Annotated in this window: 14 protein-coding genes; 4 read left to right on the forward strand and 10 right to left on the reverse strand. The window is 60.0% G+C overall.

Annotation, left to right across the window (positions count from 1 at the left end):
- Nucleotides 1-55 precede the first annotated feature (55 nt).
- Genes coaBC through NQ491_RS02985 form a run of 3 tightly spaced genes read right to left on the reverse strand, consistent with a single transcriptional unit; the run spans nt 56 to nt 2,480 of the window.
- Nucleotides 56-1,258: a bifunctional phosphopantothenoylcysteine decarboxylase/phosphopantothenate--cysteine ligase CoaBC gene (coaBC, locus tag NQ491_RS02975; protein ID WP_019244813.1), complete on the reverse strand. Its 1,203-nt coding sequence runs from the start codon at nt 1,256-1,258 to the stop codon at nt 56-58.
- An 18-nt stretch (nt 1,259-1,276) separates the two neighbouring features.
- Nucleotides 1,277-1,621: a DNA-directed RNA polymerase subunit omega gene (locus tag NQ491_RS02980; protein WP_019244812.1), complete on the reverse strand. Its 345-nt coding sequence runs from the start codon at nt 1,619-1,621 to the stop codon at nt 1,277-1,279.
- Entirely contained in the window at nt 1,602-2,480 is an 879-nt protein-coding gene (locus tag NQ491_RS02985) for an outer membrane protein assembly factor BamD (protein ID WP_034282517.1), read from the reverse strand. Before NQ491_RS02985 ends, NQ491_RS02980 begins: the two co-directional genes overlap by 20 nt.
- Nucleotides 2,481-2,841: 361 nt before the next feature.
- On the opposite strand from NQ491_RS02985, the gene NQ491_RS02990 reads away from it, so the two are divergent.
- The gene (locus tag NQ491_RS02990; RefSeq protein WP_026089486.1) at nt 2,842-4,095 is read left to right on the forward strand and encodes an aminotransferase class I/II-fold pyridoxal phosphate-dependent enzyme; all 1,254 of its coding nucleotides are present in this window, start codon (nt 2,842-2,844) and stop codon (nt 4,093-4,095) included.
- 200 nt (nt 4,096-4,295) lie between these two features.
- Here NQ491_RS02990 and NQ491_RS02995 read toward each other — a convergent pair whose 3' ends face one another.
- From NQ491_RS02995 to nfo, 4 genes are all read right to left on the reverse strand, one after another.
- A complete protein-coding gene (locus tag NQ491_RS02995) occupies nt 4,296-4,847 on the reverse strand; it encodes a sugar O-acetyltransferase (RefSeq protein WP_019244808.1) in 552 nt (183 codons plus the stop codon).
- An 8-nt stretch (nt 4,848-4,855) separates the two neighbouring features.
- Complete coding sequence (locus NQ491_RS03000; RefSeq protein WP_019244807.1) at nt 4,856-5,230, reverse strand: GtrA family protein; 375 nt, start codon at nt 5,228-5,230, stop codon at nt 4,856-4,858.
- 6 nt (nt 5,231-5,236) lie between these two features.
- A complete protein-coding gene (locus tag NQ491_RS03005; protein WP_034282515.1) occupies nt 5,237-6,922 on the reverse strand; it encodes an ArnT family glycosyltransferase in 1,686 nt (561 codons plus the stop codon).
- A gap of 386 nt (nt 6,923-7,308) precedes the next feature.
- Nucleotides 7,309-8,157, reverse strand: a complete 849-nt coding sequence (nfo, locus tag NQ491_RS03010; protein WP_019244805.1) for a deoxyribonuclease IV — start codon at nt 8,155-8,157, stop codon at nt 7,309-7,311.
- A 153-nt stretch (nt 8,158-8,310) separates the two neighbouring features.
- Between nfo and NQ491_RS03015 the strand changes: the two genes are divergently transcribed.
- Together NQ491_RS03015 and NQ491_RS03020 are read left to right on the forward strand one after the other, a co-directional pair.
- On the forward strand, nt 8,311-9,300 hold the full coding sequence (locus tag NQ491_RS03015) for a DUF3078 domain-containing protein (protein ID WP_019244804.1): 990 nt from the start codon (nt 8,311-8,313) through the stop codon (nt 9,298-9,300).
- 55 nt (nt 9,301-9,355) lie between these two features.
- The gene (locus NQ491_RS03020; protein WP_019244803.1) at nt 9,356-11,032 is read left to right on the forward strand and encodes a S41 family peptidase; all 1,677 of its coding nucleotides are present in this window, start codon (nt 9,356-9,358) and stop codon (nt 11,030-11,032) included.
- A 545-nt stretch (nt 11,033-11,577) separates the two neighbouring features.
- Here NQ491_RS03020 and NQ491_RS03025 read toward each other — a convergent pair.
- The 3 genes from NQ491_RS03025 to NQ491_RS03035 all read right to left on the reverse strand — a co-directional run bounded on the left by NQ491_RS03025 (nt 11,578) and on the right by NQ491_RS03035 (nt 13,663).
- A complete protein-coding gene (locus NQ491_RS03025; RefSeq protein ID WP_019244802.1) occupies nt 11,578-12,102 on the reverse strand; it encodes a chromate transporter in 525 nt (174 codons plus the stop codon).
- Nucleotides 12,099-12,644 carry a chromate transporter gene (locus NQ491_RS03030; RefSeq protein WP_019244801.1) on the reverse strand — a complete coding sequence of 182 codons (546 nt, stop codon included), beginning with the start codon at nt 12,642-12,644 and terminating at the stop codon, nt 12,099-12,101. The genes NQ491_RS03025 and NQ491_RS03030 overlap by 4 nt, the downstream gene beginning before the upstream one ends.
- A gap of 305 nt (nt 12,645-12,949) precedes the next feature.
- Nucleotides 12,950-13,663, reverse strand: a complete 714-nt coding sequence (locus NQ491_RS03035) for a 16S rRNA (uracil(1498)-N(3))-methyltransferase (RefSeq protein ID WP_019244800.1) — start codon at nt 13,661-13,663, stop codon at nt 12,950-12,952.
- A 153-nt stretch (nt 13,664-13,816) separates the two neighbouring features.
- Between NQ491_RS03035 and NQ491_RS03040 the strand changes: the two genes are divergently transcribed.
- Entirely contained in the window at nt 13,817-15,976 is a 2,160-nt protein-coding gene (locus NQ491_RS03040; protein ID WP_232423175.1) for a M3 family metallopeptidase, read from the forward strand.
- Nucleotides 15,977-16,389: the final 413 nt, after the last annotated feature.

The raw sequence follows: 16,389 nt of genomic DNA on the forward strand, positions 1-16,389 counted from the left end.
GACCCTTCCTCGCCGGAAAAGTCCGAACTGCAAAGCGAAAGTTACGAATTTTCGGTTATTCCTCCTTTTTCCAGAACGCCTCGATCTCGTCCGCGATATCCGAAGCGACCGCTCGCTTGTTCTTGAGCCCGAAAGCGTTCCGCCGCCCGTCGCGGTGCAGAATCGTAACGCGGTTCGTATCGACGCCGAAGCCCGCGCCCGGATCGTCCAGCGAGTTGAGCACGATCATATCCATATTCTTGCGCTCGAGCTTATCCTCGGCATGCTCGAGCCCGTGATCGGTCTCGAGCGCGAAGCCCACCAGCAGACGGGGCCCCTTGATCTCTCCGATCGCCGCGGCAATGTCCCGCGTAGGACGCAGCTCGATGCTCCGCACCTCGCTCTCCTTCTTGATCTTCCGGTCGGCGACCGAAACCGGAGTATAATCGGCCACCGCCGCACACATTACGGCTCCGTCGCAACGCTCGAAAACATGCAGGGAGGCCGCGTACATCTCGTCGGCCGTCGTAACCTCCAGCGCCTGCATCCCGTCGGGAATCGGCAATGCCGTGCGTCCGGTCACCAAAATCACGTCGGCTCCCCGGTCGCGCAGTTCCTCGGCCAAGGCATAGCCCATCTTGCCGGACGAATGGTTCGATATGTAGCGAACGGGGTCGATCGGCTCGATCGTCGGGCCGGCCGTCACGAGCAGGGTCCGCCCCTGCAGCGAGCGCCGGCGGGCAAAATAGTCCGACACCGCACGCGCGATCGCGGCGGGCTCCTCCATCCGTCCTTTGCCCGAAAGGCCGCTGGCCAATTCTCCCGAAGCCGGTTCGATGATCCGGCATCCGTAGCTTTTGAGGCTGTCGAGGTTATAGCGGGTCGTCGGATGAGCGTACATATCGAGGTCCATCGCCGGGGCGACGAACACGGGACAACGCGCCGACAGATAAGTGGTCAGCAGCAGGTTGTCGGCCACGCCGGTAGCCATCTTCGCAATCGTATTGGCCGTAGCCGGAGCGACGACCAGCGCGTCGGCCCACTCGCCGAGCGAGACATGGCTGTTCCACTGTCCGCTCTCCGGATCGAAAAACTCGACGAGAATCGGGTGGCGGCTCAACGTCGCGAGCGTCAGCGGCGTGATGAACTGCTTGGCCAGCGGAGTCATCAGTACGCGCACTTCCGCGCCCTCGCGGATCAGTTCCCTGACGAGTATCGCAGCCTTGTAAGCTGCGATACTGCCTGTTACGCCGACGATTATTTTCTTGCCTCCGAGCATGTCTGCGACCGTTAAAAACTATTCGGCGATCGTCTCGGGCTGAGGCTCCGGTCTGTTCTCGCGGAAATAGACCTTTCCCTCCAGAAATTCCTCGGTCGCCACGAGCGTAGGCTTCGGCAGCCGCTCGTAGTATTTCGATATCTCGATCTGCTCCCGGTTTTCGAACGTCTCCTCGAGCGAATCGGTGACGCTCGAGAAATCGGCCAGCTTCCGGTTCAATTCCTGCTTGATCTCGCTGGCGATCTGATTCGCGCGGCGGGCGATCACGACCACGGACTCGTAAATGTTGCCCGTCGGCGCGTCGATGTCGGTGAGCGTCCGGGTGACTGTGTTCGTCGGAATGCTACTTTTCTTGATTTCCATCTTTCGTTTCGGAATTATCTGATTGATTCGTATTGTCGCTGTTCGAGCCGTTCTGCAGGTCGCCGTACTTGGCCAAGTGCTTCTTGGCCTCCTCGAGCATCTTGTCGACCTCCTTCTTGTACTTGCTGTCGGGATATTGGTCGACGAAATTGTAATAGGCGTTCTGCGTATCGAGATACCGCTGGCGCTGCAGCGAAGCGACGCTGTTGCGCGCATAGAGACAGTGGGCGCTGACGATCAGATAGGCCAGCTCTTCGCGGTGACCGCTCTCGGGATACATATCGATGGCGTTCTGAAGCGCCGTAACGGCCGAATTGTAGTATCCTATATCGTAGTACACCTTGGCGTTCATGAAAGCCTTGTCGTAGAGTTTCTGCCTCAGCTCGATCATGTTCTCGATCAGCTGGTCCTTCTTCACGCTGTTCGGATAGCGGTCCAGATATTCCGTTATGGCCTGAAGAGCCTGATGCGTGGCCGTCTGGTCGTACTCGGGCTTAGGCGAGGAAAAGTAAAAACCCTTGGCATACATATACTCCGCGTCCTCCAGAAACGGGCTGCGCCCGAAACGGCGGCGGAAGCCGTCGAACAGCTCGGCGCTCGAAACGAAGTCCCCGCTTTTGTAGTAACAGAGTCCCGTATAATAAGCCAAAGTATCGGCGCGGGCCGACTGAGCGTACACGTGAGCGACGTCCTGAAAAAGCGTCAGCGCCTTGTTGTACTTCCCCTTATCGGTGTATTCGATGGCCGTCTGATACTTCAGGTTGCTGTCGTTGCTCTTGAGGACCTTGCTGTATCCGCTGCACGAGGCGGCCGTCACGCCCGCCAGCACGACCAAAGCTTTGTTTACGTCGATTCTCATCTTCAATTCATTAAGGATTAGGCGCCTACACCGACTCCGAACCGTCCCGAGAACGGTTCGTCGCCTAATTTCGGCAAAGTTATGTATTTTTAACGAGTTGAAAAAATATATATTGCGTTTTCGGGCGGATATTATCCGCAGCCCCGGACGCCCCGGCATAGCCGGCACGGAGAGCGAGCCGCGCACCCGTTCCGCCGCCCGCCCGCAACGGACGGCCAATCCGCACGAAGGCTCTCCTCTCCGCAGGGCGACCATGACAAAAAAAGCCGTTTTTGTACGCGCATACGGAAAAAAATAGTTAGCTTTGTACGTTTGTTTCCGAAACGATTACTCAATTTAAATACAATTTAAAACGGATACGATTGTGGATATTTTCGAACGACTCAAACAGAATGCCGGGGGTCCGATCGGCCAATACCAGAAGCTGAGCCACGGCTACTACTCTTTCCCGAAGCTCGAGGGCGAAATCGGCCCGCACATGATCTTCCGCGGCCGCGAGGTGCTGAACTGGAGCCTGAACAACTACCTGGGCCTGGCCAACCATCCGGAGGTGCGCAAGGCCGACGCCGAGGCGGCCGCCGAGTTCGGCATGGCCTATCCGATGGGGGCCCGCATGATGAGCGGACAGACCAAGTGGCACGAGCAGCTCGAGCGCGAGCTGGCCGCTTTCGTGGGCAAGCCCGACGCCTTCCTGCTCAACTACGGCTATCAGGGAATGATCTCGATCATCGACTCGCTGCTCACGCGCCGCGACGTGGTGGTCTACGACTCGGAGGCGCATGCCTGCATCATCGACGGGCTGCGGCTGCACACGGGCAAGCGCTTCGTATATCCGCACAACGACATGGAAGCCTGCCGCAAGCAGCTCGCCCATGCGACGAAACTGGCCGAGGAGAACGGCGGCGGCGTGCTCGTCATCACCGAGGGCGTATTCGGCATGAAAGGCGATCTGGGCAAGCTCGACGAGATCGTCGCGATGAAAAAGGACTTCAACTTCCGCCTGCTGGTCGACGACGCGCACGGCTTCGGCACGATGGGCAAACGCGGCTCGGGTACGCCCGAACACTTCGGCGTGACCGACGGCGTGGACGTGCTGTTCAACACGTTCGCCAAGTCGATGGCCGGCATCGGGGCGTTCGTATCGTCCGAGAAGTTCATCGTCGACTATCTTCGCTACAACATGCGCTCGCAGACCTATGCCAAGGCGCTGCCGATGCCTATGGTCAAAGGAGCGCTCAAGAGGCTCGACCTGATCCGCACGCATCCGGAGTTCAAGGAAAACCTGTGGAAAATCGTCCGTGCGCTGCAAAGCGGCTTCCGCGAGCGCGGATTCGACATCGGAGGCACGCTGTCGCCCGTCACGCCCGTCTATATGAAGGGCGGCGTGGACGAAGCCTGCAACATCGTCGTCGACCTGCGCGAGACTTACAACCTGTTCTGCTCGGTGGTCGTTTACCCGGTGATCCCCAAGGGAGAAATCATCCTCCGCATCATCCCGACGGCCGTGCACACGCTCGACGACGTGAACTACACGCTCGACTGCTTCGAGAAATGTCACAAGAAGCTGCTCGCCGGCGAATACAAAAAGCCCATGCCCGACATGAGCGAGAAATAAGTCCCGTACGGACGACACGAGACACGGGGCGCCTGCTATGCAAGCGCCCCGTGTTAGCGAACACAGGACACGCATTCGATCAGCCCTCTGTCACAAATTCCCCTCCGGCGCAGGGGACTTCATATCGAGAAACCGGAATCGTCGAAAACCCGAGGTCCGGTTATTATATTAAGGTAACTATATAAATTCATTCCCGGCCGTTATTTCAGCCGGCGGACGACACGGGCCGGATTGCCGGCCACGACGACGTCCGGCTCGACGTCGCGCACCACGACGCTGCCTGCGCCGACGACCGAGCGAGGCCCGATCCGGACGCCCGGACAGAGAATCGCCCCGCCGCCGATCCAGCAGTCGTCGCCGATCGCAACCGGACGACAGCTTTCGACCGGGCGGCGGCGCTGCTCGAAATCCATCGGGTGGGTGAAGGTGTAAATCTGCACGGCAGGCCCGATCAGCACATGGTCGCCGATGCGGATCGGCTCACCGTCGAGCATCACGCAGTTGAAGTTAATGAAAACGCCACGTCCGATGAACAGGCTGTAACCATAGTCGCAGTAAAAAGGCGGACGAATCAGGCATTCGTCCGAAGCATGAGGCAGCAGCTCGCCGAGCGCCTCGCGGTACCCGGGCGCATCCATCGACAGCGCGTTGAGCCGGCTCAGCAGCGCGGCCGCCCGGCGGCGATCCTCGCTCAGTTGCGGGTCGAGCGTCTCGAACTGCTCGCCCCGGAGCATCTTTTCCCTTTCGGTCATCGGTCCGCTCAAGAAGTAAACGTAAAGAAATAGTTCATAAAGAAGTTCCACAGCGTCACGACGCCGATCGCGATCAGCTTCGACAAATAGAACCCGACACGGGCCCGGTCGTTGAGCAGATAGATAATCAGGTTATTGATCAGCAGCCCGATAGCCGATATGCCGATAAACTGCATGTATTGCTGGGCCACCTGCGGATCGCGGCTATGGAAAGTCCACAGCCGGTTAAGCACGTAGTTGGTCGAGGCCGCCGAAATGAATCCCAGCGAGTTGGCGACATACTTGTTCAAGCGGAGCTTCTCCTTGCCGAGGAAGGTAATGCCGAAATCGACCGCCATGCCGGAAGCGCCGACAACGCAAAATTTGATGAATTGAATAAGCATATCTCGTTATTTTGCAATCGTTCTTATCCGTTCCGTCGGCCCGTTGAACCAAGTCGTCACCGGAAGGTTGGACACGGTGAAGCCTACCTGCCACGTGCGCTCCGGCAATTCGGGCACGACGAAACGCGCCTCGCGGCGGAGCGTCCCGCCGGCAGGAAGCAGGCCCTGCACTTCGGGCAAATCGTAGCGACGGGTCGTCTCGCTCAGGTTGCGCCACACGATGCCGACCTTCACCGAGTCGCCGTCGAAACGGTAGTCGTAAGGATAGGGATTGCGCAGCGTCAGACTCAGACGAAGCGTGTCGCCCGGCCGGACCTCGGAGGGCAGCGGACCGGTCTCGACCGCGATGCGGCGCACCGGAACGAACCGTCCGCAGCGCAGATAGCGGAACGTCCGGCCGTTCGGCAACTGAACGTCGCGCGAGCCCGGCACGCTGTCCCACACCTGAATCAGCACGGGACCTCCGGCCATCCGGTCGTCGTCGTCGCGCAGCTCGTACTGGCTCGTCCGGTAATAGATCGACGGCTGGGCATACGCCTGTCCGCCCGTATAGAAGGCATATTTGGCCGCCGCCGTATACTGGCCGTCGAATATCACGGGAGCTCCCGCAGCCTCCTGCGCGATCCGTCCGTAGGACGTCCGGTTGTCGAACACCTCGAAACGCAGGCCGAGCGGGTTGAATATCATCTCGATGCGAACCAGCGCGACGAGCGCGACGGTCACCCACCCTACCCGCACGACGTAGCGGCGCGGACGACCGCCCCGACGGGCATGGAGGAACAGCAGCGCGATCACGCCGAACGCAACGGGAATCTCCCATTGAGGCTGCACGTACCCGCGCAGAGTCGTCGACAGGAAAAAGAGGACGAACCCGGCCGAAATGAAGTTGAGAGCCCGCAACACGGGCGTTTCAGCTCGGGTCTTCCACCAGACGGCGACAAAAACGGGAAACAGCAGCGGATTGAAGATCGCCAGCAGATTGAGCAGGTACTCGGTCACGAACGAAAACTGAAAATCCTTGTTGCGTCCGGCCAGATGATAGCGGAACGAAACCCAGTCGTGCCCGGACTGCCATCCCAGATGCGGAAGGATCAGCAGCAGCGTCACGACGCAGGCGGCGTAGAATTTCGGATTGCGCAGCAGGCGCAGGTTCGACAGCACGGTCAGCAGCACGACCAGCGCGCCGTGATACTTACTGTACGCGAGCGCTGCCATAGCGACGCCGAGCCACAGGGCATGGCTCCAGCGGTCGTCCTCGGTCAGGCGCTTGTAGCACCACAGGAACAGCGCGGTAAAAAGCATCAGCGGACCGTCGGGCACGGCCAGAAAGCCGTAAAGCTGCAGGATCGGCATCGCAGCGGCGATCAGGACGAACAGCCCCGCGTCGCGCACCGTCGCGGAATCGGGACGGACGATCCGCCACAGCAGATAGAGGTAGAGCGGCTGCAACAGCGTGAAGAAAAACCGCACGCCGAACTCTCCGCCCCAAAAACTTCCCAAGCGTACGAGCAGCGCCGTCATCGGCGGATGATCGAAATAGCCCCACGCCAGCGACCGGGAGAACATATGGTAATAAGCCTCGTCGTTGGCCAGCTCGGTGCAGCCGGCCTGAATCAGGTTGGCGATCCACCACAGGCCCAACAGCAGCCACAGCCGTACGTCGGGATTTCGCGATTGCAACAGTTTTCTCATTTCGGTCGAGTTACCCCGGACTTTCCGCGCGGGGAGGTTTCGGTCGGAATCTATCTTGCAAAGATACGAAAAAAGCCGCAACGAATCGCGCATGCCCGCAGCTTCCCGCCTCACGCACCGCGCCTGTGCCGGAAACGGCCGGTCCGCCGGAGAAAAAACGGACCGCGGCCGACCTTTTTCAAACGGTCTTCACCGGCAGAGGCACGGCAAAACCGGAATTTTCGCCTCCCGGCCCACGGGAAACGGCTTCGTCGCAGACATAATCCGAAAACACGCCGCCCCCCGAAAACAGGACCGAACGCCTTGTCCTTCCCGAATCGCCGGAAACGGTATGCCGAGCAACCGAAACACGTCGCAACAGCCGAAATGGCCGGCATACGCCGATCCTATCCCTCCTTTTCAAAACTTTTCAGAAGCTCGATCTCGGCCGGCCAACGGCTTTCGTCGGGCGTCTCGAGAATCAGCGGAATGTCGTCGAAACGCTTGTCCCGGGCGATAAAGCGGAAAACGGTCATACCCAGAAAACCGTCGCCCAGATTCCGGTGACGGTCGACCCGGCTGCCCAGCGGCTTCATCGAATCGTTCAGGTGCATACCGCGCAGGTAACGGAATCCGACCGTGCGGTCGAACTCGTCGAAGGTCCTCTCGCACGCCTCGTCGCTCGTCAGGTCGTAGCCGGCGGCAAAGGCATGGCAGGTGTCGATGCAGACGCCCACGCGGCTCTGATCCTTCACCAGCGAGAGGATCGTCGCCAGCTGCTCGAACGAATATCCGACATTGGAGCCCTGCCCGGCCGTGTTCTCCACGACGGCCGTCACGCCCCGGGTCCGCTCGAGCGCCCAGTCGATCGACTCGGCCACGAGCCGCAGACATCGGTCGGCGCCGATCAGGCCCAGATCGCTGCCCGGATGAAAGTTCAGCCGGTCGAGCCCCAGCTGCTCGCAACGCCGCATCTCGTCGAGGAAGGCAGCGCGCGACTTCTTCAGCTCCTCGTCCTTGGGATGGCCCAGGTTGATCAGGTAGCTGTCGTGAGGCAGGACGACGCCCGGAGCGTATCCTCCCGCCCTGCAATTGGCCTCGAACGCGCCGATCGAGGACGGCTTGAGCGGCGCGGCCGACCATTGCCGCTGATTCTTCGTAAACAGGGCGAAAGCCGTCGCCCCGATCTTTTCGGCGTTCAGCGGAGCGTTTTCGACCCCTCCTGCCGCACTGACATGCGCTCCAAAATATTTCATCGTACCATGTTATTGTCGCGTCCGTCTCCTCGTCGCGCCGGAAAGGCGGACGCACCGGAGCAAAAATACGGATTTCCGAAGCAAAAAAAAGAGGGTCCGCTCAATCCGGGTCAAAATTGCTATCTTTGCGCAAGACTCAACCCTGCGCAGACTATGAAACCCCTGAGAATTTTTCTGTTGCTTGCGGGACTTCTGCTGGCTTCGAGCCGAGCCGAAGCCCAGTTCTCCATTTCAAAAGTCACACCGAAAGAGGCGGACGTCAAAAACTTTCGGGACACGATCAAGCAGCTGTCGGCCGTCAACAACCAGTTCTTCAGCGAAGCGCGCTACCGGGCCGAGAAAAAACGTTTGCGCAAGGAACGGAACACGATCACCTGCACGGTCGGGCTATCGCTGAACCAAACCGGCTTCGACAACTGGGCCCCGGGCGGAAACAACACGTTCGACGCGACCGCCTCGCTGCTCTATACGCACGTCTACACCCGCGACAAACTGAACATGACCTACTCGTTCGACTCGAAATACGGCATGAACGTCATCTCGGGCACGACGTTCAAGAATCTCGACTACTTCATTTTCAACCTCAACACGGGATGGGCCATTTCGAAGAACTGGTCGTACAGCGCCAGCGCCAACCTGCGAAGCCAATGGTCGAAAGGATACAAGTCGGTCACCGAGAAAATACTGGTCAGCAACTTCATGTCGCCCGGCACGCTGACGCTCGGCGTCGGCTTCACGTACCGGGCGCTGAAGAAAGTGCCGCTGATCGTAACGGTCAATCCCCTGAGCGGCAACATGCAATTCGTTCTGGACGACTCGCTCTCGCGGCAGGGCGCCCACGGCGTGCCGGCCGGCAAGCACCAGAAAAGCTCGCTCGGATCGACGATGCGCATCGACCTGAACCAGCCGATCGCAGGAGGAAAGATGAGCTACATCACTTACTTTTATGTCTCGACGAACTACGAGCAGAACAACTACGTCGAATGGCAAAATACGTTCAGCATCATTGCAGCCAAGATATTCAACGTCGGTTTTTTCTGCCGCATGGTCTACAACGAGCCTCAGGCGACGCCTCGGAACCGCTCGCTTCAATGGACCTACAAAATCGGGGTCGGATTGTCCTATACGTTCAAAAACAAGTAGCTTCGGGTACGGGAATTGCCCATGCGCCCCGACAAGAAACTTTCGCTAAAACGACATGTACAAAAACAGTAAATTCACGATTCTGCTGCCGACCGTGATCGCCTGCTCGCTGGCAGCAGGGATGCTGCTCGGCAGTTTTCTGCTACGCAGCGGCGCGGACCGACCTGCACGCAGGGCCGCGCTTTCCGTAGCCGGGACCGACAAGCTCAACATGCTGCTCCGCCTGATCGACGCGCAATATGTCGACACGGTGCGGATGGACTCGCTCACGGAAGAAATCATCCCGCTGATTCTCGAAAATCTCGACCCGCACTCGATGTATTTCAGCGCGAAGGACCTCGCTCAGGCCAACGAGACGATCGAAGGAGAGTTCGACGGCATCGGCGTCGTGTTCAACATGGCGACCGACACGGTCGTCGTGCTGAACGTCATCGCCGGCGGACCGAGCGCCAAAGCCGGCATACAGGGAGGAGACCGGATCGTGACGGTCGAGGACAGCACGATCGCCGGAGTCGGAATGGACCAGAACGAAGTAGTGAAAAGACTCAGGGGTCCTCGAGGCAGCGAAGTCCGGCTCGGAATCCAACGCTCCGGAATCGACGGGCTGACCCCGGTCACCGTCCGGCGCGACGCCATTCCAATCAAGAGCATCACGGCTTCGTACCTGATCCGCCCGGATATCGGCTATATCAAGTTCGATCAATTCTCGGTCAACGCCTACAAAGAACTGAGCGAAGCGATCGGACAGCTCAAGGGACAAGGCATGCAGAAGCTCATCCTCGACATCCGGGGCAACTCGGGCGGCCTGCTCGAACAGGCCATCGCGATCTCGAACGAGTTCCTGCCCGCCGACAAGATGATCGTCTACACGCAGGACCGCGCGGGAAACAGGGAGACCCAATACAGCGACGGGCAAGGAGAGTTCACCGACGAACAGCTGGTCGTGCTGATCGACGAATACAGCGCCTCGTCGAGCGAGATTCTGGCCGGAGCGCTTCAGGACAACGACCGGGGCACGATCATCGGCCGCCGCTCCTACGGCAAGGGACTGGTCCAAAGTCAGATCCCGTTCCCGGACGGCTCGGCGGTCCGTCTGACCGTCGCACGCTACTACACGCCGACGGGACGGTCGATCCAGAAACCGTACAGCGACGGAACGGAAAGCTACAACCGCGAGCTGCTGTCGCGCTACGAGCATAACGAGCTCTTTTCGGCCGACAGCATCCATTTCGCCGACAGCCTCAAATACGTGACCGAAGGCGGCAAGGTCGTCTACGGCGGAGGAGGCATCATGCCGGACATTTTCGTACCGGCCGACACTTCGGACACGACCCCTTATTTCAGAGAGGTGGCCAGGCGCAACATTCTCTACCGTTTCACGCTCGACTATACGGATCGCCACCGCGCGCAACTGAACGGAATCCGGACGCTCGAGGAACTGGACCGCTTCTTCGGCTCGCAGCCGGACCTGCTCGGCGAATTCGTCCGCTATGCGGCCCGGCAGGGCGTGGCACCGAAACCGGCCGAAATCGAACGCTCGAAAGAGGTCATGCTGGCCCAGATCAAAGCCTACGTAGGCCGCAACACGCCGCTGGAGGACAATGCTTTTTACCACAACATCCAAAGCATCGACAACGTGGTAAAACAGGCGCTCGAGGTGCTGTCGGCTCCCCGGCCGGACAACGAGCTCCATGTCCGGGACACGGTCGCGCGGACCGAGCCGTCGCTTTAGCGCAACGACACGAGGCCGGAGCCGAATGGCTCCGGCTTCTCTTTTCGCTGCGTGTACCGGTGCGCACAGCGGGAAACAACGCGACGTCGCATGCTTACGTCACACCCGACATACTTTTATTGCAAGTATCCTCGACATTACAATCGACTCGCCCGGACGACCCGGACAAACGGACCGTTTCCGACCGGAACGATGCCCTGTCGCTAAGACGGCGAAAAGTCGGAAGAGCTCCTGCAAGCACGCGATCGCGAAAAACCGGAACGGTGTGCGTAGCCTCATGCACATTTATTTCAAGACGCTTACATGACTATGCTGTCGCGGAAGTCGCTGATAGATCGGTTCCTTTGTTCACCACGACCTGATCGTTTCCGTATTATACGGGAGAAGATCTATACCGGCATGCCGGTGCGTCATAGCGGACTTAACCTATCATACCGGCCCGGGAGGGGAATCCGAAAGTCGCGAGGCAGGACGTAAACGGCGCACCGAAATATGCTATCAGGGGCTGAAATACCGTTCTCCGGGCGTTCGGCCGTCGATATCTCTCAACCGTATATCAGATAACCGGCTACGCCCGAGAGCACGATCAGCAGGATCGGATCGATCTTGCGCAGCGAAGCCAGAAAGACCGCGCCGAAAATCAGCCAGCTCTTGTAGTCGATAAAGGTGACCGGAGTGAACAGCACGGCGCCTGCCAGTGCGATCATGGCCAGAATCATCGGCCTCATGCCGTACATGACTCCGCGGATGTAGGCATTGTTCCGCAGGACCAGGTAAAAGCGCGTCAGTACGATCATCAGCGTCATGGCGGGCAGGCAGACGGCCGCCGTCGCTACGACCGCTCCCCAGACGCTGCCGGTCACGACGTAGCCGATATAGGTCGCGCTGTTGATCGAGATCGGCCCGGGCGTCATCTGCGAAACGGCGATGATGTCGGTCAGCTCCTCGTTCGTGATCCAGCCGTGGGCGATCACCACCTCGTGCTGAATCAGCGACAGCATCGCATACCCCCCGCCGAAGCCGAAAAAGCCGATTTTCAGATAGGATAGGAACAGTTGCAGATAGATCATGGCTTCAGCCCCTTTCTTTTCAGACAGAACGTCCAGCCCAGCCCTCCGACGGCCCCGACCAAAATCAGATAGACGGGCGAGAATCCGAAATACCACGTCGCGCCCAGCGCCAGAGAGGCCAGTACGAAACGCCATGCCCCGAGCCCCTTGGACAGATGAATGATCGGGGCCAAAATCAGCGCCACCACGGCCGGACGCATGCCCTTGAACACGGCCTCGACGACCGGCTCGTGCTCGAACGAAACGAAAAACAGCGCCACGAGCAATATGATGACGAACGAAGGTACGACGACACCGAGCACCGAGCTGAACGCCCCCCGGTAACGATCGATCTTGTAGCCGACGAAAACCGCCGTATTGAGAGCCAAGGGCCCCGGCGAAGTCTGGGCGAGCGTCAACAGGTCGAGGAATTCCTCGCGATCGATCCACGCCCGGCGATCGACCACTTCCTTTTCGATCAGCGGAACCATGGCGTATCCCCCGCCGAAGGTAAATACCCCGACCTTGAAGAACGACCAGAAAAGATTCAACGATTTCTGCATAAAGTCTTTTTCTCCTGTAATTCGCCCGCTCGCTCGCTTTCGTCCGTTTCCGCACGGACTTTTCTCCCGGAAACGGACGGAAGCGCCGGTCGGGCCCCTTCCGCCAAATCCGCGGCTTCGCCGTTTCCTCTATGACGGATACGTACGCATTCGGAAACAGAAACCGCGAGCGACTTCTTCCTCCGATTGCGTCCGCCGCCTTGCACCGGTCCCCGAAGGAGTCCGGAAACACCGGTCTTGCGCAACCGGATACTGCGGGCACCTGCGGCACGGCGCGCACCGCTAAAGAGCGTCCCGCAAAGTTCCTACCAGCCGTTTACGAACGCGACCGAGTGCGCAGCCACGACGCCGGCCGTTTCGGTCCGAAGACGGCTGCGGCCGAGCGAAACGGCCCGGAAACCGCTGTCGAGCGCCGAGCGGATTTCATCGGAAGAAAAATCGCCCTCGGGCCCTATAAGGATCAGCACCTGCTCCCGGGGGCCGAAAGCCTCCCCGAGCGGAGTCCGGCTCCCGCTCTCCTCGCAATGGGCGATCAGCCGGCTACCCGCGCAAGGGAGCTCCAGCAGCTCGCGCAAAGGCATCGGAGAATCGACCCGGGGCAGATAAGCCTTCAGCGACTGCTTCATCGCACCGGTCACCACACGGAGTATCCGGTCTATCCGGAGCGTCCGCCGCTCGCAGCGGTCGGTCAGCACGGGCGTGATCCGGTCGACGCCGATTTCGGTCGCCTTCTCGGCGAACCACTCGTAACGGTCGACGTTTTTCGTCGGCGCGACGGCCAGATGCAGCGAGTAAGGGCGTTGCCCGAAGCCCTGCTCGCAGCCGAGTATCTCGAGCCGGCAGCCGCGCGGCGAATCGTCGGCGATCTCGGCCCGGCACATCGCGCCCCGGCCGTCGGTCACCCACAGGCTGTCGCCCCGGCCCAGACGCAACACGCGGACGGCATGCTTCGACTCCTCTTCGCCGAGCAGATAGCTCCCGGAAGCAGGGTCCAGATCGGGGGCGTAAAATAATTGCATAGAAATAGGCGTTTTGTGGATCGGTATCGCTACTTTTGCAATAGCGTCCCGAACTCTCCGGGCAAAAGTACAAAACAACCGACGAACTCACAACGTTTGCCATCGATGAAAAAATTTTCGTTTCCGCTCATCGTTCTCTTATCGATAACCGCCATGTCAAGCTGCCGCAACAAACAGGCGGAGGTCAATCCGCTGCTCGCCCCGTGGGACACGCCCTACGAGGTTCCTCCTTTCGACAAGATCGAAATACGCCATTACAAGCCGGCCGTCGAGCAGGCCATTGTCCGTCACCAAAAGGAAATCGACTCGATCGCATCGAACCCGGCGGCCCCGGATTTCGAAAATACGATCGCGGCGCTCGACCGGAGCGGGGAAACGCTCGACCGGGTCTACACGACCTTCTCGCTGGTCGCCGCAGCCGACAACAACGAGGCGATGCAGCAGGCCGATCTGGAAATATCGCCGGCGGTAGCGGCCCATCGGGACGACATATACCTGAACGAAAAGCTTTTCGAACGGGTGGAGGCCGTCTACGAGAAGCTCGACTCGCTGCCGCTCACGCCCGAGCAGAAACGTCTGACGGAACTCACGTACAAAAACTTCGTGCGCGCCGGAGCCGGTCTTACGCCCCGCAGCAAGAAACGGTTGCGCGAGATCAACTCGGAACTGACGACACTCGGCATCCGCTTCGGCAATAACCTGCTGGCAGAGAACAAGGACTTCGCGCTCGTGCTCGACAGCCTCAAGCAGACGACCGGCCTGCCCGACGACGTGATCAATGCGGCGGCGGCCGAGGCCGAGGCCCGGGGTATGAAGGGGAAATACGTCTTCACGCTCGGCAAACCCAGCCTGATTCCGTTCCTGACCTACGCCAAAGACCGCAACCTGCGCGAGCGGCACTACCGGGGCTATTTGAACCGGGGAGCCAACGGCGGCGACCACGACAACACGCGGATCGTCGAGCGGATCGTCAGGCTGCGCTCCGAGAAGGCCGCCCTGCTCGGCTATCCGTCTTACGCGGCGCTCAAGCTCGACGGTACGCTGGCCGCGACGCCCGAGCGAGTATACGAGATGTTCGACCGGCTCTGGGAACCGACGCTGAAACTGGCCGGCGAGGAGCTCGCCGAAATGAAGGCGATCAAGGCGGCCGAAACCGGCGACAGCACGTTCGCCTCGTGGGACTGGTGGTACTACGCCGAACGGCTTCGCCAATCGAAATACGATCTCGACGAAGAGGCCCTCAAGCCGTACCTGTCGCTCGACAATGTCAAGCAAGGCGTTTTCATGCTCAGCAACCGGCTCTGGGGACTGACTTTCCGCCCCGTGTCGATCCCGGTCTATCATAAGGAGTGCCTGACATACGAGGTTCTCGACAAGGACAACGCGCATTTGGGCATCCTCTACTTCGACCTGTACCCGCGCGAGGGCAAGCAGGCCGGAGCATGGTGCGACGCATTCCGGCCCGAGCGGTACACGGCCGACGGACAGCGCGTTGCGCCGGTCGTGACGGTCGTAGCCAACTTCACGCCTCCCCGAGGCAACGCTCCGGCTCTGCTCAGCCTGGACGAAACCGAAACGCTGTTCCACGAGTTCGGACATGCGCTGAACAACCTGTTCGCCCAGACCCGGTACAAAGGAACGGGCATGAACTCGATGGAGCTCGACTTCGTCGAAATGCCGTCGCAGATCATGGAGAACTGGGCCACCGAGCCCGAAATGCTCCGCGCCTATGCCAAACACTACGCTACCGGCGAGACGCTCCCTGCCAATATGATCGCGCGCATCGTCCGCAGCAAGCTGTTCAATCAGGGATTCATGACCGCCGAACTGCTCGCCGCAGCGCAACTCGATATGGACATTCATACGCTCGGAGCGTCGGACACGCTCGATCCGACGGAACTCGAGCGCCGCTCGCTCTACGAACAGCGGGGATTGCTGCCGCAGATCGCCCCGCGCTACCGGTATCCCTACTTCGCCCACATATTCAACGGCGACGGATATGCGGCGGGCTACTACAGCTATCTGTGGTCGCAGATGTACGATGAAGACGCCTACGAAGCTTTCCGGCAGAGCGGCGACGTATTCAGCCGCGAGCTGGCCCGTTCCTACCGGAGAAACATTCTCGAGCGGGGCGCCGCCGAGCCGGGAGCCTCGCTGTACCGGAATTTCCGGGGAAGCGATCCCGACATCCGGCCGCTGCTGGTCGCACGGGGACTGGCCCCCGCCCCGTCTCCTTCCGATACGACGGCCGTGCGGGATACGGCCGTAATTCTCCAAGTATCGGCCGACACGACCGACGGCAAGAGGCAATAAGTCCAAGACAAGTAAGAGCCCTATTTCGCTAAGGCGCACCGTCGTCCGTTCCGGCGTGTCATCGGCAAGCCGGAGACCGGCCTTATCACCGCGTGTCACACGACAAACAAGAAAATCAGGAAATACAGCCGTGCCGAAAGTTCGTCGCAACCGATCGCCCGGCAACAAGTCAAGACAGGCAACAGCTTCTCGTGGCAGCATACCGACATCCGTTCCGGCAAGCCGGGAACCTACCTTACCCAGCACGGCAAACCGAATAACGGCGGACAAGCAGCGGACAGGAAATGCACGCCGCACCGAAAACCCGTCGCAACCGACGCTGTCCGGCAATCGCGGCCGAGCCGCCGATCCGACGGCATCCGCAATGACCGACGGTTCGTTCCAGCGCCATGGCGAATTTCCGAAGCGAAAAC

The organism is Alistipes ihumii AP11 (assembly GCF_025144665.1).
Taxonomy (GTDB): Bacteria; Bacteroidota; Bacteroidia; order Bacteroidales; family Rikenellaceae; genus Alistipes_A; species Alistipes_A ihumii.

Excerpts from the sequence above, each read along its gene's own strand:
- NQ491_RS02980 (WP_019244812.1), bottom strand. The coding sequence starts at position 1,621 with ATGGAAATCAAGAAAAGTAGCATTCCGACGAACACAGTCACCCGGACG.
- NQ491_RS03005 (WP_034282515.1), bottom strand. The coding sequence starts at position 6,922 with ATGAGAAAACTGTTGCAATCGCGAAATCCCGACGTACGGCTGTGGCTG.
- coaBC (WP_019244813.1), bottom strand. The coding sequence starts at position 1,258 with ATGCTCGGAGGCAAGAAAATAATCGTCGGCGTAACAGGCAGTATCGCA.
- NQ491_RS03035 (WP_019244800.1), bottom strand. The coding sequence starts at position 13,663 with ATGCAATTATTTTACGCCCCCGATCTGGACCCTGCTTCCGGGAGCTAT.
- nfo (WP_019244805.1), bottom strand. The coding sequence starts at position 8,157 with ATGAAATATTTTGGAGCGCATGTCAGTGCGGCAGGAGGGGTCGAAAAC.
- NQ491_RS02985 (WP_034282517.1), bottom strand. The coding sequence starts at position 2,480 with ATGAGAATCGACGTAAACAAAGCTTTGGTCGTGCTGGCGGGCGTGACG.
- NQ491_RS03025 (WP_019244802.1), bottom strand. The coding sequence starts at position 12,102 with ATGATCTATCTGCAACTGTTCCTATCCTATCTGAAAATCGGCTTTTTC.
- NQ491_RS03020 (WP_019244803.1), top strand. The coding sequence starts at position 9,356 with ATGTACAAAAACAGTAAATTCACGATTCTGCTGCCGACCGTGATCGCC.
- NQ491_RS03015 (WP_019244804.1), top strand. The coding sequence starts at position 8,311 with ATGAAACCCCTGAGAATTTTTCTGTTGCTTGCGGGACTTCTGCTGGCT.
- NQ491_RS02995 (WP_019244808.1), bottom strand. The coding sequence starts at position 4,847 with ATGACCGAAAGGGAAAAGATGCTCCGGGGCGAGCAGTTCGAGACGCTC.
- NQ491_RS03040 (WP_232423175.1), top strand. The coding sequence starts at position 13,817 with ATGTCAAGCTGCCGCAACAAACAGGCGGAGGTCAATCCGCTGCTCGCC.
- NQ491_RS03000 (WP_019244807.1), bottom strand. The coding sequence starts at position 5,230 with ATGCTTATTCAATTCATCAAATTTTGCGTTGTCGGCGCTTCCGGCATG.
- NQ491_RS03030 (WP_019244801.1), bottom strand. The coding sequence starts at position 12,644 with ATGCAGAAATCGTTGAATCTTTTCTGGTCGTTCTTCAAGGTCGGGGTA.